At 67.4% G+C, this 25,160-nt stretch carries 17 protein-coding genes, 1 tRNA gene and 1 pseudogene; 7 read left to right on the forward strand and 12 right to left on the reverse strand.

The features are described from left to right. Positions 1 to 195: 195 nt before the first annotated feature. From VFQ05_11100 to VFQ05_11110, 3 genes and pseudogenes are all read left to right on the forward strand, one after another. Positions 196 to 501: pseudogene (locus VFQ05_11100) on the forward strand (CxxC-x17-CxxC domain-containing protein). 42 nt (positions 502 to 543) lie between these two features. After that, positions 544 to 792: a cold shock domain-containing protein gene (locus VFQ05_11105; GenBank protein HET9327314.1), complete on the forward strand. Its 249-nt coding sequence runs from the start codon at positions 544 to 546 to the stop codon at positions 790 to 792. Positions 793 to 869: 77 nt separating this feature from the next. Next, positions 870 to 2,513, forward strand: a complete 1,644-nt coding sequence (locus VFQ05_11110; GenBank protein ID HET9327315.1) for a DUF885 domain-containing protein — start codon at positions 870 to 872, stop codon at positions 2,511 to 2,513. Here the strand turns inward: VFQ05_11110 and VFQ05_11115 are convergent, their stop codons facing one another. Genes VFQ05_11115 through VFQ05_11125 form a run of 3 tightly spaced genes read right to left on the reverse strand, consistent with a single transcriptional unit; the run spans position 2,514 to position 7,017 of the window. Then, positions 2,514 to 3,863 (reverse strand): SGNH/GDSL hydrolase family protein, encoded by a 1,350-nt coding sequence (locus VFQ05_11115; GenBank protein HET9327316.1) that lies wholly within the window; start codon positions 3,861 to 3,863, stop codon positions 2,514 to 2,516. 14 nt (positions 3,864 to 3,877) lie between these two features. After that, entirely contained in the window at positions 3,878 to 5,185 is a 1,308-nt protein-coding gene (locus VFQ05_11120) for an outer membrane protein transport protein (GenBank protein ID HET9327317.1), read from the reverse strand. 26 nt (positions 5,186 to 5,211) lie between these two features. Continuing rightward, positions 5,212 to 7,017, reverse strand: coding sequence for an AMP-dependent synthetase/ligase (locus VFQ05_11125; protein ID HET9327318.1), 1,806 nt, complete (start codon positions 7,015 to 7,017; stop codon positions 5,212 to 5,214). A gap of 199 nt (positions 7,018 to 7,216) precedes the next feature. Here VFQ05_11125 and VFQ05_11130 point away from each other — a divergent pair, with 199 nt between their 5' ends. The 3 genes from VFQ05_11130 to VFQ05_11140 are packed head-to-tail and all read left to right on the forward strand — an operon-like array spanning position 7,217 to position 11,419. Continuing rightward, the gene (locus tag VFQ05_11130; protein ID HET9327319.1) at positions 7,217 to 7,978 is read left to right on the forward strand and encodes a tetratricopeptide repeat protein; all 762 of its coding nucleotides are present in this window, start codon (positions 7,217 to 7,219) and stop codon (positions 7,976 to 7,978) included. A 40-nt stretch (positions 7,979 to 8,018) separates the two neighbouring features. Beyond that, positions 8,019 to 9,269 carry a thiolase family protein gene (locus VFQ05_11135; protein HET9327320.1) on the forward strand — a complete coding sequence of 417 codons (1,251 nt, stop codon included), beginning with the start codon at positions 8,019 to 8,021 and terminating at the stop codon, positions 9,267 to 9,269. Beyond that, a complete protein-coding gene (locus tag VFQ05_11140) occupies positions 9,269 to 11,419 on the forward strand; it encodes a 3-hydroxyacyl-CoA dehydrogenase NAD-binding domain-containing protein (GenBank protein ID HET9327321.1) in 2,151 nt (716 codons plus the stop codon). The genes VFQ05_11135 and VFQ05_11140 overlap by 1 nt, the downstream gene beginning before the upstream one ends. 64 nt (positions 11,420 to 11,483) lie before the next feature. Here the strand turns inward: VFQ05_11140 and VFQ05_11145 are convergent, their stop codons facing one another. From VFQ05_11145 to VFQ05_11165, 5 genes are all read right to left on the reverse strand, one after another. Further along, on the reverse strand, positions 11,484 to 14,936 hold the full coding sequence (locus tag VFQ05_11145) for an efflux RND transporter permease subunit (GenBank protein HET9327322.1): 3,453 nt from the start codon (positions 14,934 to 14,936) through the stop codon (positions 11,484 to 11,486). Next, entirely contained in the window at positions 14,933 to 16,195 is a 1,263-nt protein-coding gene (locus VFQ05_11150; protein HET9327323.1) for an efflux RND transporter periplasmic adaptor subunit, read from the reverse strand. The genes VFQ05_11145 and VFQ05_11150 overlap by 4 nt, the downstream gene beginning before the upstream one ends. Continuing rightward, on the reverse strand, positions 16,192 to 17,457 hold the full coding sequence (locus VFQ05_11155) for a TolC family protein (protein HET9327324.1): 1,266 nt from the start codon (positions 17,455 to 17,457) through the stop codon (positions 16,192 to 16,194). The genes VFQ05_11150 and VFQ05_11155 overlap by 4 nt, the downstream gene beginning before the upstream one ends. A gap of 14 nt (positions 17,458 to 17,471) precedes the next feature. Beyond that, the gene (locus tag VFQ05_11160; protein HET9327325.1) at positions 17,472 to 17,732 is read right to left on the reverse strand and encodes a DUF5676 family membrane protein; all 261 of its coding nucleotides are present in this window, start codon (positions 17,730 to 17,732) and stop codon (positions 17,472 to 17,474) included. 1,054 nt (positions 17,733 to 18,786) lie between these two features. Beyond that, the gene (locus tag VFQ05_11165) at positions 18,787 to 18,981 is read right to left on the reverse strand and encodes a hypothetical protein (GenBank protein HET9327326.1); all 195 of its coding nucleotides are present in this window, start codon (positions 18,979 to 18,981) and stop codon (positions 18,787 to 18,789) included. 503 nt (positions 18,982 to 19,484) lie between these two features. Between VFQ05_11165 and VFQ05_11170 the strand changes: the two genes are divergently transcribed. Continuing rightward, positions 19,485 to 21,047 (forward strand): hypothetical protein, encoded by a 1,563-nt coding sequence (locus tag VFQ05_11170; protein HET9327327.1) that lies wholly within the window; start codon positions 19,485 to 19,487, stop codon positions 21,045 to 21,047. A 1-nt stretch (position 21,048) separates the two neighbouring features. On the opposite strand, the gene ftsH is transcribed toward VFQ05_11170, so the two are convergent. The 4 genes from ftsH to VFQ05_11190 all read right to left on the reverse strand — a co-directional run bounded on the left by ftsH (position 21,049) and on the right by VFQ05_11190 (position 25,151). Then, on the reverse strand, positions 21,049 to 23,106 hold the full coding sequence (ftsH, locus tag VFQ05_11175; GenBank protein HET9327328.1) for an ATP-dependent zinc metalloprotease FtsH: 2,058 nt from the start codon (positions 23,104 to 23,106) through the stop codon (positions 21,049 to 21,051). Further along, positions 23,103 to 23,657 carry a hypoxanthine phosphoribosyltransferase gene (gene hpt / locus VFQ05_11180; GenBank protein HET9327329.1) on the reverse strand — a complete coding sequence of 185 codons (555 nt, stop codon included), beginning with the start codon at positions 23,655 to 23,657 and terminating at the stop codon, positions 23,103 to 23,105. The genes ftsH and hpt overlap by 4 nt, the downstream gene beginning before the upstream one ends. Then, positions 23,654 to 25,108: a tRNA lysidine(34) synthetase TilS gene (tilS, locus tag VFQ05_11185; GenBank protein ID HET9327330.1), complete on the reverse strand. Its 1,455-nt coding sequence runs from the start codon at positions 25,106 to 25,108 to the stop codon at positions 23,654 to 23,656. The genes hpt and tilS overlap by 4 nt, the downstream gene beginning before the upstream one ends. Next, a tRNA-Met gene (locus VFQ05_11190) sits at positions 25,076 to 25,151 on the reverse strand. The genes tilS and VFQ05_11190 overlap by 33 nt, the downstream gene beginning before the upstream one ends. Positions 25,152 to 25,160: the final 9 nt, after the last annotated feature.

Genomic DNA, 25,160 nt, shown 5'->3' on the forward strand with positions numbered 1-25,160 from the left:
TACCTATAATTCCGGCCTCGCAAGCGTGGTTCGATTCATCCTCGAGTGTCTTCGTGCACCTCTCCCTTACTGGCAACCGTGAGGTCCTCACCGCCCCCCACCTCGTGATCTGAGTTCGCTCCGGCGCTGCCCTTGCCGGAGTTTTTCGTTTTCCCTGCACCGCTGACTGGCGTACCTGGAGGTGGATATCGCGTCATGGCTACGATCGAAGACAAGACCATCAAGTGTGTGGATTGCGGTGAAGAGTTTCTGTTCACGATCGGGGAACAGGAGTTCTACCGGGACCACGGACTGACTCACGCCCCGACCCGCTGCCGCAACTGCCGTGAAACCCGCAAGGCCAAGCGAACCAGTCATGGCACGGGCGGCGCGCGCCCCTCGGGCGCCGTGCGTGAGATGTTCAAGGCGGTCTGTGCGGAGTGCGGCTCCGAGACGATGGTGCCGTTCTCACCGACCTCGGGAAGGCCGGTCTACTGTCGCAACTGTTTCCAGAGTCATCGTCCGGCCATGGCTCGCGCCGGCGCTGCCTCGCGCAACACGACGATGACCCCGCGCCCCGTCCACGCCGGCGGCGGCGGCGGCGGCGATGGCCGTCGCCAAGGGGCGGTCAAGTGGTTCAACTCCAGCAAGGGATTCGGCTTCATCCAGACGGAGCAGGGAGAGGATCTGTTCGTCCACTTCTCCGCCATCCAGTCGGATGGCTACCGGAGCTTGACAGACGGCGACCGCGTCGAGTTCGATGTGGTCGAGAGCAACAAGGGGCGCCAGGCCGCCAACGTCATCAAGGTCTGAAGCAAGCTTCCGCCGACAAGTCAGGAAGCCTCTGCACGTGATCGTGCGGGGGCTTTCGACTGGGGGGCCACGTCGGAATGCTGGAAACCGTCAAGACGTTCACCGCACTCAGCGAGGAGTTCGTCGAGCTGTACATGCGGCACCACCCGGTGCAGGCAACGCTGGCGGGCATCCACGACTACGACGAGAAGCTCCCCGACGATTCGCCCGCCGGTATTCGCGAGCGCATCGCCTGGCTTCGCGATCTCGAGCAGCGGCTGGTCGCCTCGGTCCCCTGGCAGGAGCTCCCCGTCGAGCAGCGTGTCGACTTCGGGCTCCTGCGCTCGCGGCTCGGCGCCATGCGCGCGGATCTCGAGGAGATCAAGCTGCACGCCCGCAATCCCGCGATCTATCCCGAGACGGCCCTGACCGGCATCTTCCTGCTGATGGCCCGGCGCCACGCTCCGCTGGAGGAGCGCAAGGAAGCGATCCTGGCCCGCCTGCTCGCGGTTCCGGACTACCTCAAGGTGGTGCGCGCCAACTTCGAGCAGGTTCCGGACACCTTTCTCGGCACGGCGTCGGAGATCACGCTCAGCGCGCCGGCGTTCGTCGACGACGTCACGCGGACGCTGGTGAAGTCGTTTCCGAGCGAGGCGGAGCGCATCGAGCACGCGGGCTCCCGCGCGCGCGTGGGCTTCCTCCAATATCAGGAGTTCATCGATCGCGACCTGGAGGCCAAGGTCGGCGGCACGTTCGCGATCGGCGAGCGTTGGATGAACTTCAAGCTCGAGCGCGAGCACCTGCTCGGCATGGACTGCACGGCGCTCGAGGCGATGGGCCGCGAGCACGTCGAGAGCACCCGCAAGCTGCTCGAAGCCGAGGCCGCCAAGCTCGATCCCGTGCGCTCGTGGCGAGATCAGATCGCCGAGGCCAAGAAGCGGCACCCTGAACCGCTACGACTTCGTGAAGCTTACGAGGCCGAAGTGTCCCGCGCCCGGCAGTTCGTCGCCGAGCAGGGCATGATTCCGATTCCCGAAGGGGAGAAGCTCGAGGTCATCGACACGCCGCTCTTCCTGCGCGCGACCACGCCTTACGCCGCCTACCTGTCGCCGGCGCCGTTCGACGAGGACCAGACCGGCTATTTCTTCGTCACGCCCATCGACAACACGCGCCGCAAGGAAGAGCAGGCCCAGCAGCTCGAAGGACACTGCTACGCGGGGCTTCCGCTCACCACGGTCCACGAGGCCTACCCGGGCCACCACCTCCAGCTCGTGCACGCCAACCGCTCCAGCTCACGGCTGCGTCAGCTGGCCGACAGCAACGTGTTCGCCGAGGGATGGGCGCTCTATTGCGAGGAGCTGATGCACGAGCACGGCTACTACCTCGACGCCGTGACGCGGCTCTATCAGCTCAAGGACCTCTTGTGGCGCGCCTGCCGCGTGGTCATCGACGTCGGCCTCCACACCGGCAAGATGACCTTCATGCAGGCGGTGGACTACCTGGTCGAGCAGGCGATGGTCGAGCGCTTCAATGCCGTCATCGAGGTCAAGCGCTACACCATGACGCCCACGCAGCCCAGCAGCTACCTGGTCGGCAAGGTGCAGATCCTCGCGCTGCGGAGCGAGGCGCAGAAGAAGCAGGGATCCCGCTTCGACCTCGCGCGCTTCCACGAGCAGCTGCTCGCCATCGGCACGCTGCCGCTGGGCCTGGTGCGCGAAGAGCTGTTCACCAAGCTCACCTAGTCAGCGCGCCGCGATCACGTCCCCGGGCATGACCGGGATCGGGCACAACCGATCCGCGCCCTGGATCCAGGGATAGGTCTTCCGGCCTCCCACCGGCTTGAGCCGCGATGACGTCGCGGTCGCCGACTCGCTCAGGTTCACGCGCGGGATGCTCGCGGCGAATTTGGCGTTGACGGCATCGATCATCAAGTTGGCGAGAAAGCCGTGCGCCAGATCGGTAGGATGAACGCCGTCGAGGCTGAACAGCCCTCCAGTGACGAAATCGGTCGTGTAGTCGTGCCCGGCGAAGGAAAGCCCCTCGGTCGCGGCGTCATGCAGCAACCCGTTCAGGTCGACCACGGCTGCGCCTCGTTGGTTCGCGTGGAAGCGAATCGTGTCGTTGAAGGCAGCGACCGCAGCCTGAATGGAGGCTCCCTCCAGAGCGTTCAGGACTTGGCTGTTGAGCAACGGGCGGCCGTTTCCAGGGGCGGTAGGATTGATGTAGTTGTAGGCCCCGACCGGGATGCCCGCGCCGACCGCGAGCGAATCCGCGGCGCGTAGCAACACCAGATCCGCAGGAGCCAGCGGACCGTCCGGGCCGATCAAGGGAACGGGCTGACCAGTGGTCAGACTGACGGTGAGCGGAGGAAAGGTGGTGAAGAAGGGGATGGTCGTAACATCGGGCACGGTGAAGAGCGCAAGCTTGGCTTGGGGTGTCACGACGCGGATCGAATCGAGCATGGCTCGGTAGTAGAAGCCGAACGCCTGCGGGCTGAGGATCGGAGTGCCGATGCCACTGGTCGCGGCGCCCAGCACTTCACCCGATCCGTATTCGATGCTGATGAAAGTCGGATCATGGCCCAGCACCTGCTGCACGATCGTGCCTCGATGGCGGACGATGTTCTCGAACTGCTCGATTCGCTCCAGATTGAGCCCGACGTAGTAGTTCGTGCTGTCCGTCGCGTCGGCGACGATGGCAGAAGACACGGCCATGTTGTGGTAAGACGTCGGCTGGCCGACGTTGGTGAACGTGCCCTGGGTGCGCCCCGCTCGGCTGATGATCAGCGGGTTCAGCGACACGATGCGAAGCAGCGGCGGCACCCCATCGGCACTGACGCTCGGAATCGTGAACGCCGAGGCGTCGGCCTGGCGCGCGAAGAGATAGGCATAGCTCTTGGTCTGGTGATGCTGGACCAATCCGCCCGACTGCCATCCCGCGGTGATGCTGGTGCCCATCGCCACGTAGGTGCTGAAGTTGGCGCGCCCGCTCTGCGCCTGGGGCTGGGTGATGGGGTCGAGCTTTCCGCAAGCCGCGAGCGCCGCGCCGCAAAGCAGTCCGGCCGCGAGCCAAAGATACGTGCGTGTCTTCATGGCTTCTCCGTCCGCTACCAGCGGAAGCCTACGTTGAGCCCGAAGGCGTTCACGTAGGTCTTGTATTCGCCGTCATAGCCGTCGCGATTGACGCCCTCGGTCGAGCGCTGCTCGGTGATGATCCCCAGGTTGTAGAGATCGACGGTCACGCCGTTCCAGGGCTCGAACCCGGCGCCGAGCGCGATCCCGTGCCGGCGCGTGTCGGGCAGAAGCGGACTCACCGATTCGGCGGGGGCGGCCTCCTGCTCGTAGTAGTAGCCGAAGCGGTAGCTCCATGACGCGAGCCGGTGCTCGGCCCCGAGCCGGATCGCGAGCGCGTCATCGTAGTCTTCGATGATCGTGCGGTTGGCCGACGGCGTCTGCTCGAACTCGAGCGGCAGGTCGCTGAACAGGGACCATTCGGTGAACACCACGCTGGTCTCGAGCGTCCAGTTGGCCGGCGTCCACGCCACGCCCGCCGCCCAGATCGCCGGGAAGCGCAGCACGGTGCTCACGCCCTGATCGGGCGGCAGGCTGGCGGCCACCGCGGCGTCGAAGGTCGGATTGCCGGTCAGGATCTGCTCGAAGTCCGCGTCGCCCGAAGGCTTGGTGATGATCTTGCCCCGGTACGTCGCCCCCGCGCGCCACTGGTCGCTGGGCTTCACCGAGATCGCGGCGCCCCAGCCGTATCCCGGCTCCCAGTCGGACTCGAGCTCCGCGGACGCCACGTCGGTCTGCGCCCCGCCACCGCCCGGAATCGGCTGGAGGAGCCGGTTCTGGAGCTCGACCTTGGAGAACAGGATGTTTCCGACCGCGGCGAGGCTCACCGTCGGCGTCACCTGGTACGCCGCCGTGAAGCCGAGGTTCGCAGTCTGGAGCTGGGCCTCGGTGACGATGTAGCGGCCCGTGAAGGTATCGGGATCTTTCCAGTCGACGCCCAGCCCGTAGGGGCTGTAGAGCCCGGCACCGGCTGCCCACTGCTCGCCGATCGGCCGCGCGTAGAAGAGCGCGGGGATCACGAACATGTTCGCGTCCATCTCCTCGGTGACCCCGAAGCCCGGATAGGGATTCACCCCCGCGAAGCTCGTGAACGGCGTGAGCACGGATCCGCCGAGGTACCAGGAGCCGCGCTCGTCGGCTTCGTCCTCGCGGACGATCCGGGTCAAAGCCGCGGCGTTGTAGTACAGCGCGGAAGGGTCATCGACCGAGGCCGTGCCCGCTCCCGCCATGCCCATCACGGCGGCGCCGGCTTCGTAGAGGCCATAACCGGCCGCCCGAGCCGTGACCGGGATTCCGAGTCCGAGTGCCAGAGCGGTCCATCTCCACCAACGTCGCACCCGCATGGCTGCTCCTTCTCCTCCGCCGCCGCTCAGGAAGCTGCACTGGCCTGAGGACTACGGTAGAGGCGCTCGATCACGGGGGCGAATCGCTCCATGATGATTCGCCGCCGAACCTTGAGCGTGGGCGTGAGCTCACCAGCCTCCTGGGTCAGCTCGCGATCGAGCAGAGCGAATTGCTTGATCTGCTCGAAACGGGCGAGTCCTTCGTTCACTCCGTCGATCACGGATTGATAGAGTGACCGGACTTCCGGACGCTCGAGCAGCTCGGCCACCGAACCCGCGGTCCAGCCGTGCAACTTCGCCTCGGCTTCGAGATTGCCGAAGTTGGGCACGAGCAGGCAGACCACGAACGGGCGCCGGTCTCCGAGCATCACCGCCTCGCTGACCCACTTGGTTGCTTTGAGCTTCGCCTCCAGCGGCTGAGGCGCGATCTTCTTGCCCCCCGCCGTGACCAGCAAGTCCTTGAGCCGGTCGGTGATCACCAGATACCCCTCGTCGTCGAGGTGGCCGATGTCGCCGGTGTGGAACCAGCCGTCGCGAATGGCGTGGCGCGTGGCTTCCTCGTTTCTGAAGTATCCCTTCATCACGTGCGGGCCCCGGGTCAGGATCTCGCCTTCGTCTCCAATCCTGACTTCGACGCCTGGAACCGGCGGACCGACCGCGCCCGGCTTCTCACGGCCCGGCGGATTGAGACAGATCACCGGCGACGTCTCGGTGAGGCCATAGCCTTCCTGCACCGGAATGCCCACAGCGAAGAAGAACTCGAGCACCTTGGGGGCCAGCGGCGCGCCGCCCGAGATGCAGCGCACGAGCTTGCCGCCGACGCGCGCGCGGATCTTGGCGCCGACCAGGCGGTCGGCGACACGGGCTTGCACGGCGGTGAGGCCGGAGAGGGAGCGCCGCTCGAAATGGGCCCGCGCGCTCAGCACGCCCTTTTCGAGTCCCCAGTGGAAGATCGCCTGGCGGAGCGGAGGCTGGGTGCGCGCGTTGTCCATGACGCGTGCGTAGACCTTTTCGAAGAAGCGCGGCACGCCACACAAGGTGGTCGGCTGGACCTCCATGGCATTGGCCGCCACGGTGTCCATGCTCTGGGCGTAGGCGATGCTGACGCCGCGCGCGAGCATCGCGTAGAGGCCGGCCATCCGCTCGAAGATGTGACACAGCGGGAGGAACGAGAGGCAGCGGTCGGTCGGCTGGAGGTTCACGACCTGCAGGCACGCGGCCACGTTGGACACGATGTTCGAGTGGATCAGCATCGCCCCCTTGGGCTCGCCGGTGGTGCCCGAGGTGTAGATGATGGTGGCGAGATCGTCGGGGCGCACGGCGGCGGCCGCCGCTCGGAAGGCATCGGGCGCCTGCGCACGCAGACCGTTTCCCCGCTCCATCACGCTGGCGAACGACCGCACCCGGTCCTGCGCCTTGGCGGAGTCCATCGTCACCAGCGCATCGACCGCCATACCCGACGTCGCCTCCAGCATCTTGCCGAGCAGCTCGGGCGTGGACACGACCAGGACCTTGGCGCCAGAGTTCTCGATCAAGAAGCGGATCTGCGGGGCAGTGAGCGTGGGGTAGATCGGCACCGTGACGCCGCCGAGACCGAGCGTGGCCAGATCGGTCAAAGGCCACTCGTAGCGATTCTCGGACAGGAGGGCCACGCGATCGCCCTTCGAAACACCGAGATCGCGCAGACCGAGCGCCAGCGCTTCGACGTCGGCGAGCGCCCGGTCGGCAGAGATCGATTCCCATCCCTGTGACCCGCGGCGCATGAACTGGTCGGGTTTCCGGTACGTGGAGACACAATCGAGAAACAGGCCGATCAAGGTCTCGGCAGCCATGGTTCCCTCCGACAGGCGCTGCGCGGAAGCTGTGTCGAGCGAGGCGGGATGGACGTCAGGCGTAGCACCGGTGGAACCACCGGGCAAGACGAATCTGACGCCCGGCTTCGTTGACTTGCTCAGCAGCCTGGGCCAAAGTCCGCTGATCGTGCGCGGGCATGCACGGACGCAAATGCCAAAGTCCCGAGTTCGGAGAGCGGTGAGCCAGCGGCGCCTGACGGCGACGCTCGGGCTTCTCGTGGCCTTCGTGGCTCCTGCGGGGGCCAACGATGATCTCGAGCGCGGGGATCAGCTCTATGCCCGGAGTCAGCTGGCGGAGGCGCGTCAGGCGTACCAGACCGCACTCGCCGCCGACCCCAATGGGTTCGAGGCGCTCTGGCGGCTGGCTCGAGTCGAGTCGGAGCTCGGCGAGGACAGTCGCGGCGAAGCGCAGCGGCAGATGAACGCGGCGGCCGTGGAGCACGCGCGCGCGGCTGTGAAAGCGGCGCCGGAGAGCGCCCAGGGACACGTCTGGCTGGCGGTGGCGCTTGGCCGGCAGGCGCTCAAGGAGGGACCGAAGACGCGTCTCGCACTCTCGCGTGAGATCAAGTCGGAAGTCGATCGAGCGATCGCTCTCGACCCAGGCATCGCCCGTGCCTATCACGTGCGCGCGATGTGGAACCGCAAGCTCACGACGCTGAACTTCGTCGAGCGGAGCGTCGCCAATACCGTCCTCGGCGGGGTTCCCAAAGGCGCTTCCATGGAGAATGCGGTGCGAGATCTGCGGAAGGCCGTGGAGCTCGAGCCCGACTACATCAACCACCGGCTCGAGCTCGGCCGCACCTACATGATGCTCAAGGATCACGACAAGGCGCGCCGCGAGCTGGAGAAGGCCGTGGCCCTGACGCCCGGCGCCAGCGCGCGGGATCCCCGGTACCAGGCGGAGGCCAGGGAGCTGCTGGCCAAGCTGGGACGAGATTAGCAGCCGGCCGAGCATGGGCGCCGTGTGGCTTCTGTCAGGCGTGAGAACTCCGTTCGTCAAGGCGGGCGCTGCCTTTCGCGACACGCCGGCCTACGAGCTGGGCCGCGTCGCGGTCGGCGAGGCGATCGCGCGGGCCGAGCTCGATCCCGGAAGCCTCGATGAAGTCATCCTCGGCAACTGCGCGCAGCCCGCCGAAGCCGCCAACGTGGCGCGCATCGTCGCGCTCCGCGCCGGCGTTCCGGATCCCGTGCCCGCGGTGACGGTGCATCGCAATTGCGCCTCCGGCATGGAGTCCGTGGCCACCGCGATCCAGCGCATCAAGGCTGGCGACGCCCGGCTCATCCTCGCCGGTGGCACCGAGTCGATGAGCCAGATTCCGCTGCTCTACTCGTTCGAGTACGGCGCGTGGCTGGAAGGCATGATGCGCTCCAAGTCGCCGCTCCAGCGCCTTCGCGCCTTCACCCGCTTTCGCCCGCACATGCTGCGGCCGCGCATCGCGCTGGCCGAAGGACTCACCGACCTGGTGTGCGGCCTCAACATGGGGCAGACGGCCGAGCGCGTGGCGCAGGAATTCAAGATCGGTCGCGACCGCCAGGACGCGTACGCCTTGCAGAGTCACCATCGCGCGATCGCGGCTCGCGAGCGGCTGCGCGAGGAGATCGTTCCGGCGTTTGCGGGAAAGCGTTCCGACCCCATCGTCGACGACATCGGACCGCGCGAGAACCAGACGCTCGAGGCGCTGGCGAAGCTGAAGCCGTACTTCGACCGCAAGAACGGCACCGTGACGGTGGGCAACGCATGTCAGGTCACGGATGGCGCGGTCGCCCTGCTGGTGGGTGACGACGCCATGGCGTCGCGCTGGCCCACGCCGCCGCTGGCGCGGATTCGGGCGCATGCGTTCGCAGGCCTCTCGCCGGCGCGCATGGGGCTGGGCCCCGTGTTCGCGTCGGCGAAGGCGCTGGCCCGGGCAGGGCTCGAGCTCTCGGATTGCGAGCTGTTCGAGATCAACGAAGCGTTCGCCGCCCAGGTGCTGGCTTGCGTCGAGGCCGGCCAGTCCGCGTCGTTCGCGCGCGACGAGCTGTCGCGCGACCGCCCGCTCGGCGAGTTCCCGCTGGACCGCCTGAATGTGAACGGCGGCGCGATCGCGCTGGGCCATCCGGTGGGCGCGAGCGGCGCACGGCTCCTGCTCACGCTCGCGCTCGAGCTCCGGCGCCGCGGCCAGAAGCGCGGTCTCGCGAGCTTGTGCGTGGGTGGAGGCCAGGGCGCCGCGTTCGTCCTGGAACGCGACTGATGCCGGTCTTCCACCTCGACCGCAAGGACCGAGGGATCGTTCATCTCGTCATGGATCACCCCGCGCGCCGCGTCAACGTGCTCGACGTGGAAGCGCTCGACGATCTTGGAAGGACGCTCGAAGATCTGTCCTCCATGGCCGATCTCCAGGGCGTGGTCCTGCGATCCGGCAAACCCGGCAGCTTCATCGCCGGCGCCGACGTCCAGGCGATTGGCTCCATCACCGACCGTGACGAGGTGCTGCAACTCGTGCGCCGTGCGCACGCGGCCTTCGGAAAGCTCGCGAGCTTGCCGTGTCCGACGGTGGCCGCGATCGACGGCGTGTGCCTGGGTGGAGGAACCGAGCTCGCGCTGGCATGCGACTCGAGGATCGCGAGCGAGGAGCCACGCACGCAGATCGGCCTGCCGGAGGTGCTGCTCGGCATCTTTCCCGGCTTCGGCGGCAGCCAGCGCCTCCCGCGGCTCATCGGCCTTCCCGCGGCGCTCGACCTGATCCTCACCGGGCGGGCGGTCGACGCCCGCCGCGCCGAGAAGATGGGGCTGGTGGCGCGCGCGGTGCCCGCGGCCTGGCTGATCGAGCACGCTCACCGACGTCTCGAGGCGCTCGCTCGCCGGCCGAAGGGCCGCCGCAGAGATGCCTACCGGCCGCGCGGGTTCGGGGCCTGGTTCCTCGGCTCGACGCCGTTCGGCCGCACGCTCGTGCTGTCGCGCGCACGGGGGATGACGCGAGCGCGCACCGGCGGCAACTATCCCGCGCCGGTGGCGGCGATCGAGGTCATCGAGCGCACGCTCCATCTCCCGATCCAGGCCGGTCTCGAGATCGAGGCATCGCGGGTGAGCGACCTCGTCATCGGACCGGTGTGCAAGAACCTGGTGCGCATCTTCGAGCTGTCCGAGGCGGCGAAGAAGGACGCCGTCGGAAGCGATCCCAAGGCCCAGCCGCGCCCGGTCGATCGCCTGGCGCTGATCGGAGCGGGCATCATGGGCGGCGGAGTCGCCGAGCTCGCCAGCCGGCACGGCATCCAGGTGCGAATGCGCGACCTCAGCATCGAGGCTCTGGCGCGCGCGCTGCGCACGGTGCGCTCGCTGATCGACGAACGCGGGCGCAAGAGGCGGCTGGCCGCGCGGGAGCGCGACGCCCAGATCGCGCGCATCCTGCCGACGACGGAACTGAGTGGATTCGGCGCCGCGGACTTCGCGCTCGAAGCGGTGGTCGAGGATCTGGAGATCAAGCGCCGGGTGCTGGCCGAGCTGGAGGTGAGGGTTCGCGAAGACTGCGTGCTCGCCACCAACACGTCCTCGCTTTCCGTGACCGAGCTGGCGCGAGGGCTCGCCCGTCCGGAGCGCCTTTGCGGCTTCCACTTCTTCAACCCCGTCCACCGAATGCCGCTGATCGAGGTCGTGCGCGGCGAGCAGACGGCGGATCAGGCGCTGGTCACCGCCGTGTCGCTGGCCCGGCGTCTGGGAAAGACACCGGTCGTGGTGAAGGACGCTCCGGGCTTCGTGGTGAACCGGATCCTGATGCCTTATCTGCGCGAGGCCACCTGGCTTCTCGAGGAGGGTTACTCGGTCGTCGACATCGACGCGGCGATGCGCCGCTTCGGCATGCCGATGGGACCGTTCGAGGTGGTCGACGAAGTGGGGCTCGACGTCGCGCAGAAGGTGGCGGGCGTGCTGAGCCGGGCATTCCCGTCGCGCATGTCCACCTCACCGGAGCTCGAGAAGATGGTGGCCGCCGGTCGCTTGGGCCGGAAGAACGGACTCGGCTTCTACCGCTACAGCGGCGCCAGGCGCCTCCCCGACCCTGATCTGCGCGCCACGCTGGGGCTCACTCGCCAGCGCCGGCCCCAGACGCTCGAGACCATCTCGGAGCGGCTCGTGCTCGTGATGGTGAACGAGGCGGCCCGGTGTCTCGAAGAGGCCGTGGTCCCCGATGCGGGCAAGGTCGACCTGGCGATGATCTTCGGCGCCGGTTTCCCGCCGTTCCGCGGCGGCCTCCTGCGTCACGCCGACGCCTTCGGTCTGGCGCGCGCCGAACACAGGCTGATCGCGCTCCGCGCCGAGAAGGGCGACCGCTTCGAGCCGGCGGCGCTGCTGTCCAGGCTCGTGGCCCAGGGCGGTACCTTCACTGCGCCGACCGTCACGAGCTAGACCTCGAGCACCAGGACCGGCGGGGATCGAGCGTCGGGGTTGAGCTCGTCCGGCACGAATGTCGTCACGCTTCGCGTCCCGCGCCGGGGAGTGAGATGGCCGCGCTTCGCACGACCTCACGGCTCCGCCACAACGCGTAAGCGGCAGGAATCGCCAGCATCGTGAGGAACATGCATGCCCACAACCCGCCGACGACCGGTCCCGCCGTCCGCGCCGTGATGTCGGCTCCGACTCCTCCCTCCCACAGCAGCGGCATGAGTCCGAGCACGGTCGTCGCAACCGTCATCACCAGCGGCCGCGCATTCCTGGCCGCCCCTTCGACGACCACGGACGTGACGTCCTCCGCCGTCCGGACGCGTCCTTCCTGCCGGGCGCGGAGGAATGCCTCGTCGAGATAGACGACGATCACGATGCCGGTCTGGGCAGCGAGGCCGGCCACGGCAATCAGACCGACCCACACGGCCGTCGACAGGTTGTAGCCCATGAACGACAGGAGCCACACGCTGCCCGCGAGGGCGAACGGCAGACTGAGGAGGACGAGAAACGTCTGCGGCCATCCGCGCACGGAGAGGTAGAGCAATGCCACGATGAGGACCAGCGTCAGTGGGAGCACGATCCGCAGCCGCGACTCCATCTCGGCCATGAACTCGTACTGGCCGGTCCATTGGAGTCGGTAGCCGGCCGGCAGCGCCAGGCGTTCCGCGACCAATCGCTTTGCGTCGTGGACCCATCCGCCGAGATCGCGGCGAGAGAGATCGATGTCCGCGAAGACGTAACCCACCAGCACCCCATTCTCGTCCTTGATCATGGGCGGACCGTTGACCACCCGAACGTCCGCCAGAGCGCCAAGCGGCACGGCGGCATTCGGCTGCCGCCAGCGATCGGCATCGTCCGCTTCCGAGCCTGCGCCTCGCATGGAGGCTGCTTGGGACATCCCTGTTCCTGCGGACATCTTCGAAGACGGGCTGTTTCCTCCCATGCCCGAGCCGCCCATCCGGCCTGACCCCACTCCCGATTGACCGGCCATTGCACCCGAATTCGAAGTCCCGCGACCGGTGCTGCCCGGCTCGGGCTCCGCAATCGATTCGCTCGAGGGGACCGGAACCAGGATGCTCCGGATCGCCTCGGGATCGGCGCGGTAGTCGGCTGCGTAACGAAGGTTGACCGGGAAGCGTGACCTGCCCGAGATGACCGTGGACACGCCCATTCCTCCGATTGCCCCTTCCACGACGTCGTGGACCTGGCGCATGGTCAGGCCGTAGCGGGCGATGGCCTTTCGGTCGGCGACGACGTCGATGTACTCGCGTCCCGACTGGCGTTCGGCGAACGTGCTGCGCGTCCCTTGCACCTCGCGCAGGAGACCTTCGAGCGCGATCGAAACTCTCTCGATCTCCGCCAGGTCGCTTCCGAGCACCTTGATGCCAGCCGGGGTCCGCACTCCGGTGGTCAGCATGTCGATGCGCGTGCGGATCGGCGGCGAGATCGCCATTTGGTAGCCCGGCATGCGGAGCGCGAGGTCGAGGTCGCGGGCCAGCTCGGGGAGCGTGCGGCGCCGGCGCTCGGGCCAGACCGCCCGGAGGGGCGCCGCGAGAAATTGCGGGGCCCAGGTGCTGTACCATCGTCGCGTCGTCACGAGCGGCCAGTCCTTCCGAGGCCGCAAGGCGACCACCGATTCGATCATGTCGAGCTGCGCGGGATCGGTGGCGGTCTCCGCGCGCCCGGCCTTGCCATGCACCGAGGACACCTCGCCGAAACGCTTGATCACCCGATGCTGTGCAGTGAGCGCTTGGCGGGCGGCCTCGATCGAGATGCCCGGGAAGGTCGTCGGCATCACCAACAGGGATCCCTCGTCGAGCGGCGGCATGAACTCCGATCCCAGTCTCAAGTAGAGCGGCACCGTTGCCACGATGGCCGCGGCCGCTGCCGCGACGACCAGCCTGCGGCGGCGAACCGCCCATGCCACCAGCGGCCGGTAGGCGCGCTGCAGGAACCGGGCGACCGGGTTCTCGGCGGCCGTCCGGAAGCGCCCGCGCAGGAGCACCACCATCAGAGGCGGCGCAAGGGTGATCGAGAGGATCGACGCCGCGAACATCGCGAACGTCTTGGTGAACGCCAGGGGCTGGAACAGGCGGCCGGCTTGCCCGGCGAGTGTGAAGATGGGGAGGAAGCTGACGGTGATGAGCAGCAGCGAAAAGAAGATGGGCCTGCCGACCTCCTTGCACGCATCGACGATGATGCGCTGTCGATCCTCGCCCGGAGCGGCCCTGGCAAGCCGGACGTGGGCGTTCTCGATCAGCACGATCGCCGCATCGGCGAGCTCGCCGACCGCGATGGCGATCCCACCCAGGGACATGATGTTGGACGTGAGGCCCAGGTAGTACATCGGGATGAACGAGAGCAGCACCGACAGCGGCAGGATGATCATCGCCACGAGGGCGGATCGCGCGTGGAACAGGAACACGAGGCAGACGAGCGCGATGATGATCCCCTCTTCGATCAGCGTGTTCCTGAGCGTTTCGATCGACCCGAGGATGAGCTCCGAGCGGTCGTACGTCGGCACGAGCCGGACTCCGGCGGGCAGGCTCAACTCCGCGATCTGTTTCTCGAGCGCCTGGATGACCCTCAGGGCGTTGGAGCCGATGCGCATCACGACGATGCCGCCCACAGCCTCGCCGCGGCCGTTCAAGTCGGCGGCGCCCCGCCTGATCTCGGGACCGAACTGCACCCGGGCAACGTCGCGGAGGCGGATGGGCGTCCCACCCGGGCCCACCGCGACCACGCTCTCCTCGAGATCCGCGAGGCTGTCGACGTAGCCACGTCCCCGCAGGACGTATTCCCGGCCGGCGAGCTCGAGAACCCGAGCGCCCACCTCCGAGTTGGCCTCGCTCGCCGCCCGCGTGATGTCGGCGAGAGTCAGGCCGTAGGACACCAGCCTGTCGGGGTCGAGCACGATCTGGTACTGGCGTTCGAACCCGCCCAGCGAAGCAACCTCGGCAACGCCGCCGACCGCCTGAAGGGCAGGCCTGACCGTGAAATCCTGAAGCTCCCGCAAGCGCGCCAGGTCGAGCCGGCGCGTCGTGTCCACGAGCACGTATTGGTAGATCCAACCCACGCCTGAGGCGTCGGGGCCGAGGACTGGCGTCACGTTCGGCGGCAGGAACTGTTGGACCCTGCCGAGCTGTTCCAACACGCGGGTACGGGCCCAGTAGATCTCGGTGCCTTCGTCGAAGATGGCGTAGACGAAGCTCATCCCGAACATCGAGTAGCCACGGACCGTGCGAACGCCAGGCGTGCTCTGGAGCGCGCGGACCATCGGGTACGTGATCTGGTCCTCGACCAGGTCCGGACTGCGGCCCATCCACTCCGTGAATACGATCACCTGCGGATCGGAGAGGTCGGGGATGGCATCGAGCGGCGTCTTGCGCATCGAGTCGAACGCCCAGAGCGCCGCCACGAGAACGGCCCCGAACACGACCCAGCGGTGTCGCGCGCTTCCTTCGATGATGCGCTCGATCATGGGTCGTTCCTCCGCTGGTAGCCCTCCCTCTGATCGGAGGACTTCGTTTCGGAGCGGCTCCCGTGCTCTCCGTGTGCCGTGCCTGCCCCTCCGGACGCGCGGAGCCGGCTTTCGGAGTCGATCAGAAAGACGCCTGCGGAGACGACTTCATCGCCGACGGCGAGGCCGGTGCGGACCTCGATCCGATCCGCCAGCCGCGTGCCCACCTGAACGCGTCGGGGCACGAACCGTCCTTCTCCCGCCTGCACGAAGACGAACTGCTCGCGACCGGTGTCCACCAGAGCATCGCGCGGGATGACCAACGCCTGCCGCGGCTCGGTGCTGAACTCGGCGGTGCCGTACAAGCCGGGACGCAGGCTCCCGCTCCGGTTGTCGACTCCGAAACGAACTCGCAGCGTCCGAGTCCGCTCGGAGATCGTCGGGGCCACCCATTCGACGCGCGACGGAAGCGGATCACGGCCTGAGGCGGGGAACTCGAGCGTTGCGGGTAGCCCCGGACGGACCTCGGGAATCTCGGCCTCGGGGACTTCGGCGATGACCCATACGTGGGACAGGTCCGCGATCGTGACGATCTCGGTCGATGGGTCCACCGCGGTCCCGGCCGACACCCCGCGATGGAGCACGACACCCCCACGGGGTGCGGTGAGGGTGACAACACGGTGCGGCTCACCGCTCCGCTCGATCGTTTCGATCTCGGAGTCCGTCATGCCGAGCACCTTGAGGCGCGAACGCGCTCCTTCGGCGACCACGCTCCGGGGGCCCTCGTCGTTGGCCCGCAGGGCCGAGAGGTACTCGCCTTGCGAGGACAGCAGCTCCTGCGAGAAGACCGATGCCAGCGGCTGCCCACGCCGCACCTGTTGCCCGGTCACGTTCACGTAGAGTCGTTCGATCCACCCAGAGACGCGTGCGTGCACGTGCGCGATGCGCGTCTCGTCCGGTAGCACATTGGCAACGACGCGCACCGGCCGTGTGATCGTCTCGACCCGCACGGCCTCCACGCGGATGCCGAATTCGCCGAGGCGCTCCGGGTCCATCTCGACCGTCACTCGAGAGGCGACCGCGGCGACCGAATCCCGCCGCGGCTGAGCCGGATGTCGCTCGCCGGCCCTCGGGGTCGCCGAGTCGTGATGGAGCGAGAAGGGCCAGCCGTGACGGCGGTGCTGGACATAGAGCGCCCCTCCGAGCAGCAGGAGCCCCAGCACCAAAGCCACTGCGCGTGACGCCCAGCGCCCGGCCCGAATCGTGATGCGCCATCTCATCGTGACTCTCCTCCCGTGCCGGTGGCACGACGAAGGCGCGCGCGCGTTTGAGCGGCCCGGACCTCGGCTTCGACCAGCTCCGCCTGCGCGCTCCACAGGCCCTGCGAGGCCTGGATCACGCTCGCGAGTGGGAGTTGGCCCGAGCTGTAGCCGGCCAGGGCAGGGCCCACGGCCTGTCGTGCGCGCGGCACGACGTCCAGGCGCAGCGCATCCATCCGAGCGATGGCCGCGGCCAGTTCGTGGCGCGCCGCGACGGCCTCGCCTTCGATCATCCGGCGCATCGCTTCGAGGTCGTAGCTGGCCATCTCGGCCATGGCCTTGGCCTCTTCCACTCCCGCGCGAAGCTTCGAACGCCAGATCGGCAGACTGATGCCGACCATCAGCATCGCTCCAGGACCGCTCTCCATGGTTCTGGCGGTTCCCGCGCGGAGAATCGCCATCGGCGCATACATCGATCGCATCACCTGGATCTCGGCCAGGGCCTGGCGTAGCTCCGCATCGCCGCCTTGCAGTTCCGGGCGCTGCGCCAGGGCCTGCGTCGCTACCGTGGCGGCCGACGGCGGCGGTTCGCCCGGCCCGGGACTCTCGAGTTCCGGGACCGTATCGTTCGCCGGTCGAGCCAGACTCACGTTGAGCATGACTTCCGCGGAGGCGATCTCCCCGCGCAACGCCTGGAGCAACCCGCCCAGTCGGGCCCGCTCGGCCTCGGCCTGGAGCACCTCCGCCTGGGCGCCCATACCCGCCCCATAGCGAGCATTCGTCGCCGCGACGTACTGCGCCGCCAGCTCGTGCTGCTCTCCGATCACTCTCTGCATCTGGCGGCGCTCGTACAGCATCAAGAACGCGGTCGCCGCTTCCAGCTCGACATCCAGCGCGGTCTGCTCGACCCCAGTCTGGGCGCGTCGTGCTTCGGCTTCAGCCGAGCGGCGCCGCTGTCCACGCACGCCCGCCAGGGGGAAGCGCTGCTCGACCGCGATGCTGACGTCGGGCTCTCCCATCCCGTACGGCCAGTGGTCGATCGCGGGCGACAGCATGGGATCCTCGAGACTTGCGACGAGCACCGGCCTGTGCCCCGCCGCGCGTGCGCGCGAACGAGCGGCGGCGACCTCGGGACGATGCACGCGCGCGATCCGCACGGCATCGTCCAGCTCGAGCGGCGAAGGCAGTGCAGCCGGAACCTGTGGCCGGGCGCCTTCGGCCGACAGCAACGACACGGATACCAACAGTCCCGCGGCCCACAGACGATGGCGTCGAGGAGCCATGCTGACCGCTGCGGTCATGTCCGTATGGACCGGTTGTACATGGCGGCGGATGCACCCGCCAAGCCGGCAGCCAGGAACCACCACGCCGCCGTTGCCAGTGCGAGTTCGCCCCAGCCGAACACCCGCGTCGCACGGTACATGTCCGAGTGGAGCAGGAAGTTGGCTGTCCTCGCGTACGATTCCGGAGCAATCTTGTAGACCAAACCGCAGATCAAGCCCGCGGCGGCCCATATCGTGCCGACCGCGATCGCGAAACGTCCGGTGTCGAGTTTCATGGTCCCCTCCCATGCGCGCTCCCGGATCGAGCGACGCACCGCAACGACGAATACCTGCCGGCAAGGTGCTCTTCGGGTTTGGACAAAGCCCAAGACGGGCGGCTGAACCGCGCCGGTTCAGCCACATTCGAGGTTGGGCTACGCGGAGAGAGGCGGCGCGCGGAGACCGTGCGCGCCGAGATCGATCGGGAGTGGAGGACTCCCGAGGTCGAGGGCCCTGGGCAGCGTTTGGCGGCTTGAGAGTGGGATGACGGTCATGGATGCAACGACCGTGGCCGGACAGTGCGACGGGGTGTGAAGCAAACTGACCTTGGCCGGCACGGGAGCCGAAGGCAACCGCAGGCAACTGCAATCGGGATAGCATCCGGCCGGCACATGCTGCTCGGGTGTCCCTGGAACGCAGCACGCGTGGCTTGCCGGAATGGATCGCGCTGCCCGCGGCTCGAGCCCCATCCACACACAACGCGTCTGCTCCAGCGGCACGGCCAGCGCGAGCAGGGTCGCGAGATTGGCGAGTAAGACCCGTGGACGATTCATCCTGTCTCCGGAATTGCTAGTCCACTTCGGGACTCGCAAAGCTTCGGCCAGGAGCGGGGTCTGGATTGGCGCGGCCATCCGCAACGACTTAGGCGGCGTCGAGATCCTGGCTGCCAAGGTCGAAGCCGACTCCGACCTGACACATTGTCCGCTGACAAGATGGAATGGGCAGGTTCCCGCCGGGTGGCGCATGGCGAGTGGTCAACCTCAGCGCGACGCCGACGACGGTGATCGCCACCAGCCGATGAACGTGCCGGAGACCGTGGCCGGCCATCGTGCTCATGGAACCCGATCGCGACTCAAAACAAGATCGCCCGGCTTTGGGACCGGGCGATGCTTGCCGTTTGCGGGGCTGCCCCCCCGCAGACGCGTCTCGGAATCACCAGTGGATGACTGGTTGGAGGTTGCTCGCCACGCCTCTCTACGTGGCACTCCATTAGACGCTCGGCGCCCCGGAAAAGTTCCGAGGCGCCGAGACAAGTTTTTGTGAGCTATTGGGTTTGCGGCATCCTGACAGCTAGGGGAGAAGGATCATCTTCTTCTGGTCGCGGAACGACCCGGCAATGATTCGATAGACATAGACCCCGGGGGCCGGCGGTCGGCCCCCGATCGTCGTCCGGTCCCACTCGACGGTGTGGTACCCCGCCGGGTATTCGCGATCCGCGAGTTTGGCGATACGGCGCCCGCCCAGATCGAAGACTTCGAGCCGCACGCCTTGAAACGCCGATACCCCCGGAGTACGCACACAAGGGAGCCAGAAGAAAACCGCAAAGGAGAGGAAGAGCGACGAGGAGACGAGCGACGCGCATGGGCGCACCTCGAGCTCCGGACGTTCGGTGGGGCGCGGCCCCAAGGCACGCCGGTCATGGGGGTGACGACGGCGCGGCGATGCGGAAGGATGACGAGCGAGAGGCTTGAGCGGCCCCGGCATGCGCCAGCGTTTGGCGTTTCACGGGCGCCTGGATGCCCGCGGAAAGTTTCGCTTGCCGAGGGGGGGGGAATCGCAAGCAAATTCATTAAGACTGACTCTGAGGCTCCCGCATGCTCGCCGCCTCCCCACCCCTTAGAAAGATCTGGCTCGGGTCGTTCGTCGCCGCAGCGCTGTGTTCGCTCCTCGGCGGCCGAGCAGCGGCTCTCCCACCTGGCAGGGCATGGGCGCTGACGACAGGGTTGCTGGACCCCTATCCGTCTGTCTCGTTTTTTGGCTCAGCTCGGATGAAGACGAACGCGCAGGGCTTGCCGTTCTTCATCATCCAGACGCAGTACGTCGGCACCCCGGCGTCCACGTGGAACATCTTCGCCTGGCAAGACAGCCAGTGGGTGCACAAGTTCAACAGCGATATCCCGAGCTTCTTCGTGCCCGAGGAAGCACTTTCCATCACATCTCAGCGCCACATGGTCTGGCTTTCGCCTCGCGGCCCCTCGGGGCTCCGGTACATGATGATGGCCGCATACAGCGACCATGGATTTAGCCTTCCGGATACGGCGATGCTCACTCTTAGCCAGGACACCCAGCGTTCGGGAGCGGCATCGAGCCGCAGGAGATGGGTGGTGAGAAGCCAGCAGCGTTCGATCAGCTTCCCGCCCGATACGAGGTTCGTTATCCGCACCGTCTATTCCGACACCTTCGGGGTGTGGCACGAGCTGCCGGGAATCGGAGAGGACGAGGACCATTGCACGATGGCCCCCCTATCCGACGAATCGGCCATCGTGGCCTACGCGGGTCAATCCGGGCTCGCATGGGCAGTCACGGAAGGGAGTGATTGGGTGAAGCAGGGGGTTCTGGACTCCAAGCCGTTCGGTCCTGGGCATCCGCGCTTCGCCTTCCGGCGCTCCGGAGGATTGTGGCTGATGTGGTCGGACCGTCGCTGGGTGCACATGTCCGAGTACAGGAATGGGCAATGGTCGCGTGGAGACAGCATTCAGGCCATTCATCCCCCTGGTCAGACCTTCATCCCGGCGTGGAACGATCTCACTCACGATGGCAGCGAGCGACCTGTCCTCGCGTGGATCGACCTCGGCTTCGGCACCACCTTCCGCGATGTGGGGTGCATAGCTTTTCCGACCGAGACGGGCTGGAGCCCGGGCGAAGAGATCCCCGGTTCGGACGGAATCTTTCTGAACCCATACATCAGCAAGGATCTCAACGGCGATGTGTGGGCATCATGGCGAGTTCGGGGAACCGTGATGAACCGCTGGACGCACACATATGTGAAAGCTACGACCAGTCCGCCGACAGTTGCCGGGGTGGGCCCGGCCCGCACGGTGACATGGACGCTATCCGAGCCGGCGCCGGAAACCTGGTGGGCGGTGCTGCGCGCGCGCAACGATGGCCCCTTTGAACAGGTGGCTCGCGTACAGGCTGGGCTGACTTTGGCGATGAGTTGGAACGATGCCTCGCCGCCTGCGGGGGTGCTTCGCTACAGAATCCGAAGGGAGAGCGTGGACGCGCGTTATCGCTGGGAGAGCGAAGATGCGTTCTGGCCGCCGAAAGCTGGTCGTGCGTTGACCCTCGCACGTCCGACGGGGACTTCGCCCCAGGCGGATGAGTTGGAGCTTGCCGGGGCCGAAGCCGGCGTGCTCGAGATTCGCGTGTTCGACATCCAAGGCCGGGTGGTGGCTTCGCACGAAGCCAAGGCGGGCGGCTCCGGTCGCGATACCATTCGACTCGACTTCGGTGCGCGCGGCAGCACACTACCCAACGGCATCTACTTCGCTGCCGTGAAGGATGCGAGCGGCAGGACCACCAACCCCCTGAAGCTGGTGATCCTGCGCTGACTTAGGCGCCCGCGGGCCGCGGTTGCGGCGGGGGCGTGAACGCGTCGATCGGGTGGCCTTTCTTGTCGGGTTCGGCTTCCGAAGCCACCGCGGCCGCCGGCTCGCCCGCCAGGTCTGCGGGCTTGAGCGGCGGGAGGGTTTCACCGCGCAGCAGACGGTTCATCTCATCGCCGTCCACCACCTCGCGCTCGAGCAGCGTCCGCGCCAGCAGGTGGAGCTTGTCGAGGTTGTCCTTGAGCAACTGGTGCGCTTGCTCGTAGCAACGCTCGGCGATGGAGCGGACTTCCTCATCGATGGCGATGGCGGTCTGCTCGCTGTAGTCCTTGTGGGTGGCGATCTCCTTGCCGAGGAAGACCATCTCTTCCTTCTTGCCGAAGGTGAGCGGACCCAGCTTGTCGCTCATGCCAAGCTCGCACACCATGCGCCGCGCGAGTCCCGTGGCACGCTCGAGATCGTTCGCCGCGCCGGTCGTGAGATGGCTGAAGACCAGCTGCTCGGCCGCCCGCCCGCCCATCATCATCGTGATGGCTCGGATCAGATCATCCCGGGTGCGTGAGTGCCGCTCCTCCGAAGGCAGGTAGGACGTGATGCCGAGCGCGCGGCCGCGCGGGATGATCGTCACCTTGTCCACCGGATCGGTCCCCGGCATGAGCCACGCCACGAGCGCGTGCCCCGCTTCGTGATAGGCGGTGTTGCGCCGCTCGTCCTCGGTCATCACCAGGCTCTTGCGCTCCATGCCCAGCATCACCTTGTCCTTGGCTTCCTGGAAGTCCTGCATGGTGACCTTCTTGCGGTTGCGTCGCGCGGCCAGCAGCGCCGCCTCGTTCACCATGTTGGCCAGGTCTGCGCCCGCCATGCCCGGGGTCGCGCGGGCGATCAGCGCCAGGTCGACGTTCTCGGCCACCGGGATGTTCCGTGCGTGGACCCGCAGGATGCCTTCGCGGCCTCGCACGTCGGGCCAGTCCACCACGATCTGCCGGTCGAAGCGGCCGGGACGCAGCAGCGCGGGATCGAGCACGTCGGGCCGGTTGGTCGCGGCCACGATGATGACGCCCTCGTTGGAGTCGAAGCCGTCCATCTCCACCAGCAGCTGATTCAGCGTCTGCTCTCGCTCGTCGTGTCCACCGCCCAGGCCGGCGCCGCGATGGCGACCGACCGCGTCGATCTCGTCGATGAACACGATGCAGGGCGCGTTGCGCTTGCCCTGCTCGAACAGATCGCGCACGCGGCTCGCGCCCACGCCCACGAACAACTCCACGAAGTCCGAGCCGCTCATCGAGAAGAACGGCACGCCCGCTTCACCCGCGACGGCCTTGGCGAGCAGGGTCTTTCCGGATCCCGGAGGTCCGAGCAGGAGGGCGCCCTTCGGGATTCGCCCGCCGAGACGCTGGAACTTCTGCGGCTCCTTGAGGAACTCGATGATCTCCTGCAGCTCCTGCTTGGCCTCGTCGCAGCCGGCGACATCCTTGAAGGTGACCTTCGGCGTGCTCTCGACCAGCACCTTTGCCTTGGTCTTGCCGAACTTGAGCGCGGCGCTGCCGCCGCTCTGCATCTGGCGCATGATGACCAGCCAGAAAGGCAGGAGCAGCAGGAACGGCAGGGACGTGAAGATGAAGGACAGCCAATTGAATCCAGCCGAACGCACTTCGATCTCGATGCCCGGGTTGGTCCGCCACACCCGGTCGGGCAGGTCGGAGCCGTCGCCCAGGATGTTGGTGCGGAAGGACTTGAAACGCGGCTCGGGCTGGCTATTTCGTACCGGCATCTCGCTCTTGAGATCGCCCGTCACGACGTTCTCGACGATCTGCAGAGTGCCGATGTTGCCGCGCTCCACTTCGCTGATGAAGCGGGTGTAAGAGATCTCGATGCGCGGCGTGGACATGAAGCTGCCCTGATACATGCGATACGCCACCAGCGCCAGCAGTCCCACGAACACCCAAAACGCCAGCTGCCGGAACGGCCGGACGGGCGGCGTGGGATTGGATCGGCGCGGCAGCGGGACACGAGGACCGGTGCGGCGGCCGGGATCCTGGCCGGGTTCCTGACGGAATAGCTTCACGAGTCTGGTGCCTCCTCCAGCACGCCCACGTAGGGGAGATTTCGGTAGCGTTCGGCGGCGTCCAGGCCGTAACCGACCAGGAACGCGGCTCCCGCTTTCCATCCAATGTAATCGAGCGGCACTTCGATCTCGCGGCACGGCCGCTTGTCCAGCAGCGTGGCCACCCGCAGGCTCGAAGGCTTCCGGGCGCCGAGCTGTCCCAGCAGCATGGAGACGCTGCGCCCCGAATCCACCACCGCTTCGCACAAAACGACGTGGCGTCCCCGGATGTCTCCCTTGAGATCGGCCAGAAGCTGCACCTGGCCGCTCGAGGTGCGATCGCCACCGTAGGACGACACGGAAAGAAAGTCGACTTCGAGCTCGATCGGCGTGGCCCGCACCAGATCGGCGTGGAACATCCAGGCGCCCTTGAGCACGCCCACCAGGACCGGGTTCTTGCCCTCGTAGTCGCGCGCGAGCGCCAGGCCGAGGTCCCGGACCCTGTCCCTGATCTGGGCGGCAGAGTAGAGGACGCGGGTGCCCGCGGAGGATCTGGCCAAGCTTTCGATCATGTCTTCGCCCTGACCCAAAGCGCCTTTCTCGTACTGGACTCGATCGGCGCTCTCGCTGAGCGCCGCAGCCCTACCACCCAGAGAATACCCTGCCGGTCCGCCAGGACCATCCGATCCCCGCGGTGGGGGAGAGGAATTCCCGAATGCTTGAGGAAATCGCCGAGACGGCGAGCACGATGGCGGCCAAAGGGGATGAACAGTTCATCGGTCCGGCCAAGTCTAAGCTCCAGTGTTCCTTTGATGTGAGTCGCCGCGAAGGCCTCGCCGCCGGACCGACCGGCGAGTCGCCGCCGAGCCTCGCGACCCGCTACCCAGGAGGCATGTAACTCGAACCCGGCAAGCCGGTTCCGCCCCGGGACACGAAGTTCGACGGGAGTCCTGATCGGGTGGGCAGTCTCTTCGATGCCCCTTGTGGAGGGCAGGATGCCGATCCTCTCCCGACGCCCCCAGGCCGACCAACCCCCCGGGAGATTCACCCTCCCTGGGGCGGAAGAGCGCACCAACGTCAAGCATTCGTTCAGGAGAGGCCGAGTCAGTCCCTGCCTCGGTCGCGTGGAAGCCCAGGCACGCCTCAGCGCGAGCCTCAAGAGAAAGTCGGGGAGCGCAGCCAGCCGGGTGCGATCGAAGACCATCCCGGGACCGGCCGAATCGATTGCAGAGTCCGCCAGCGCTCGCTTCGCGTGCTCCTCGAGCCATCGGGTGACGGCGCGCACCTCGCGGAGCGTGGTCGCGATCCGACGGGCCGATGGACCGCGCTGCGAGCGCTGGCGGATCCATGCGGGCACGACGCGATGCCGGATGCGGTTTCGCTCGTAGGCCGAGTCCTGGTTGCTCGCGTCCTCTCGCCACGACTCGCCGGCGGCCCGAAGGTCCGCTTCGATGTCGGCGCGAGGCGCCTCGAGCAGCGGCCGCAGCCAGCGTCCGCGCCTCGTGCTCATGGCTCCGAGCCCCGAAAGGCCGGTGCCGCGCACGAGACGCATCAGCAGCGTTTCCATTTGATCGTCGGCCGTGTGCGCGGTGGCGATGAGATCCGCTCCGGCGCGCCGCGCCGCCTGAAGGAGGAAGCGACGCCGCAACCGCCGCAGACCGTCCTGGCCGGACCAGCCAAGGCGACGCATGCGCTCCCGGGTATTCCAGCGCGCGCTCTCGAGCGGCACGCCGAGCCGGAGGCAAAGGGCGCGGACGAAGGCCTCGTCGGCGTCCGCGTCGAGGCCGCGCAGCCCGTGATGAAGGTGCGCGGCGCACAGCTCGACCTGGAGCTCGGAGGCCAGGCGGTGGAGACCCAGGAGGAGTGCTACCGAGTCGGCTCCGCCGCTCACCGCGACCAGGACTCGAAGCCCTTGTCCCGAGGCGCGCGCGCCGCGAAAGGCGCGGCGCAGAACCGGCTCGATGCGTCTCGACCGCCGGTGCTGGGTGGGTGGTGGCGGCGCAGGGACTCGAACCCCGGACACAGAGATTATGATTCTCCTGCTCTACCAGCTGAGCTACGCCGCCGAACCCCGA

The sequence above is a fragment of the Candidatus Eisenbacteria bacterium genome (assembly GCA_035712145.1).
Taxonomy (GTDB): Bacteria; Eisenbacteria; RBG-16-71-46; order RBG-16-71-46; family RBG-16-71-46; genus DASTBI01.

What these genes read in the sequence shown, in the direction of transcription:
- VFQ05_11105 (HET9327314.1), top strand. Translation starts at nt 544, where the DNA reads ATGACCCCGCGCCCCGTCCACGCCGGCGGCGGCGGCGGCGGCGATGGC.
- VFQ05_11110 (HET9327315.1), top strand. Translation starts at nt 870, where the DNA reads ATGCTGGAAACCGTCAAGACGTTCACCGCACTCAGCGAGGAGTTCGTC.
- VFQ05_11115 (HET9327316.1), bottom strand. Translation starts at nt 3,863, where the DNA reads ATGAAGACACGCACGTATCTTTGGCTCGCGGCCGGACTGCTTTGCGGC.
- VFQ05_11120 (HET9327317.1), bottom strand. Translation starts at nt 5,185, where the DNA reads ATGCGGGTGCGACGTTGGTGGAGATGGACCGCTCTGGCACTCGGACTC.
- VFQ05_11125 (HET9327318.1), bottom strand. Translation starts at nt 7,017, where the DNA reads ATGGCTGCCGAGACCTTGATCGGCCTGTTTCTCGATTGTGTCTCCACG.
- VFQ05_11140 (HET9327321.1), top strand. Translation starts at nt 9,269, where the DNA reads ATGCCGGTCTTCCACCTCGACCGCAAGGACCGAGGGATCGTTCATCTC.
- VFQ05_11145 (HET9327322.1), bottom strand. Translation starts at nt 14,936, where the DNA reads ATGATCGAGCGCATCATCGAAGGAAGCGCGCGACACCGCTGGGTCGTG.
- VFQ05_11150 (HET9327323.1), bottom strand. Translation starts at nt 16,195, where the DNA reads ATGAGATGGCGCATCACGATTCGGGCCGGGCGCTGGGCGTCACGCGCA.
- VFQ05_11155 (HET9327324.1), bottom strand. Translation starts at nt 17,457, where the DNA reads ATGGCTCCTCGACGCCATCGTCTGTGGGCCGCGGGACTGTTGGTATCC.
- VFQ05_11160 (HET9327325.1), bottom strand. Translation starts at nt 17,732, where the DNA reads ATGAAACTCGACACCGGACGTTTCGCGATCGCGGTCGGCACGATATGG.
- VFQ05_11170 (HET9327327.1), top strand. Translation starts at nt 19,485, where the DNA reads ATGAAGACGAACGCGCAGGGCTTGCCGTTCTTCATCATCCAGACGCAG.
- hpt (HET9327329.1), bottom strand. Translation starts at nt 23,657, where the DNA reads ATGATCGAAAGCTTGGCCAGATCCTCCGCGGGCACCCGCGTCCTCTAC.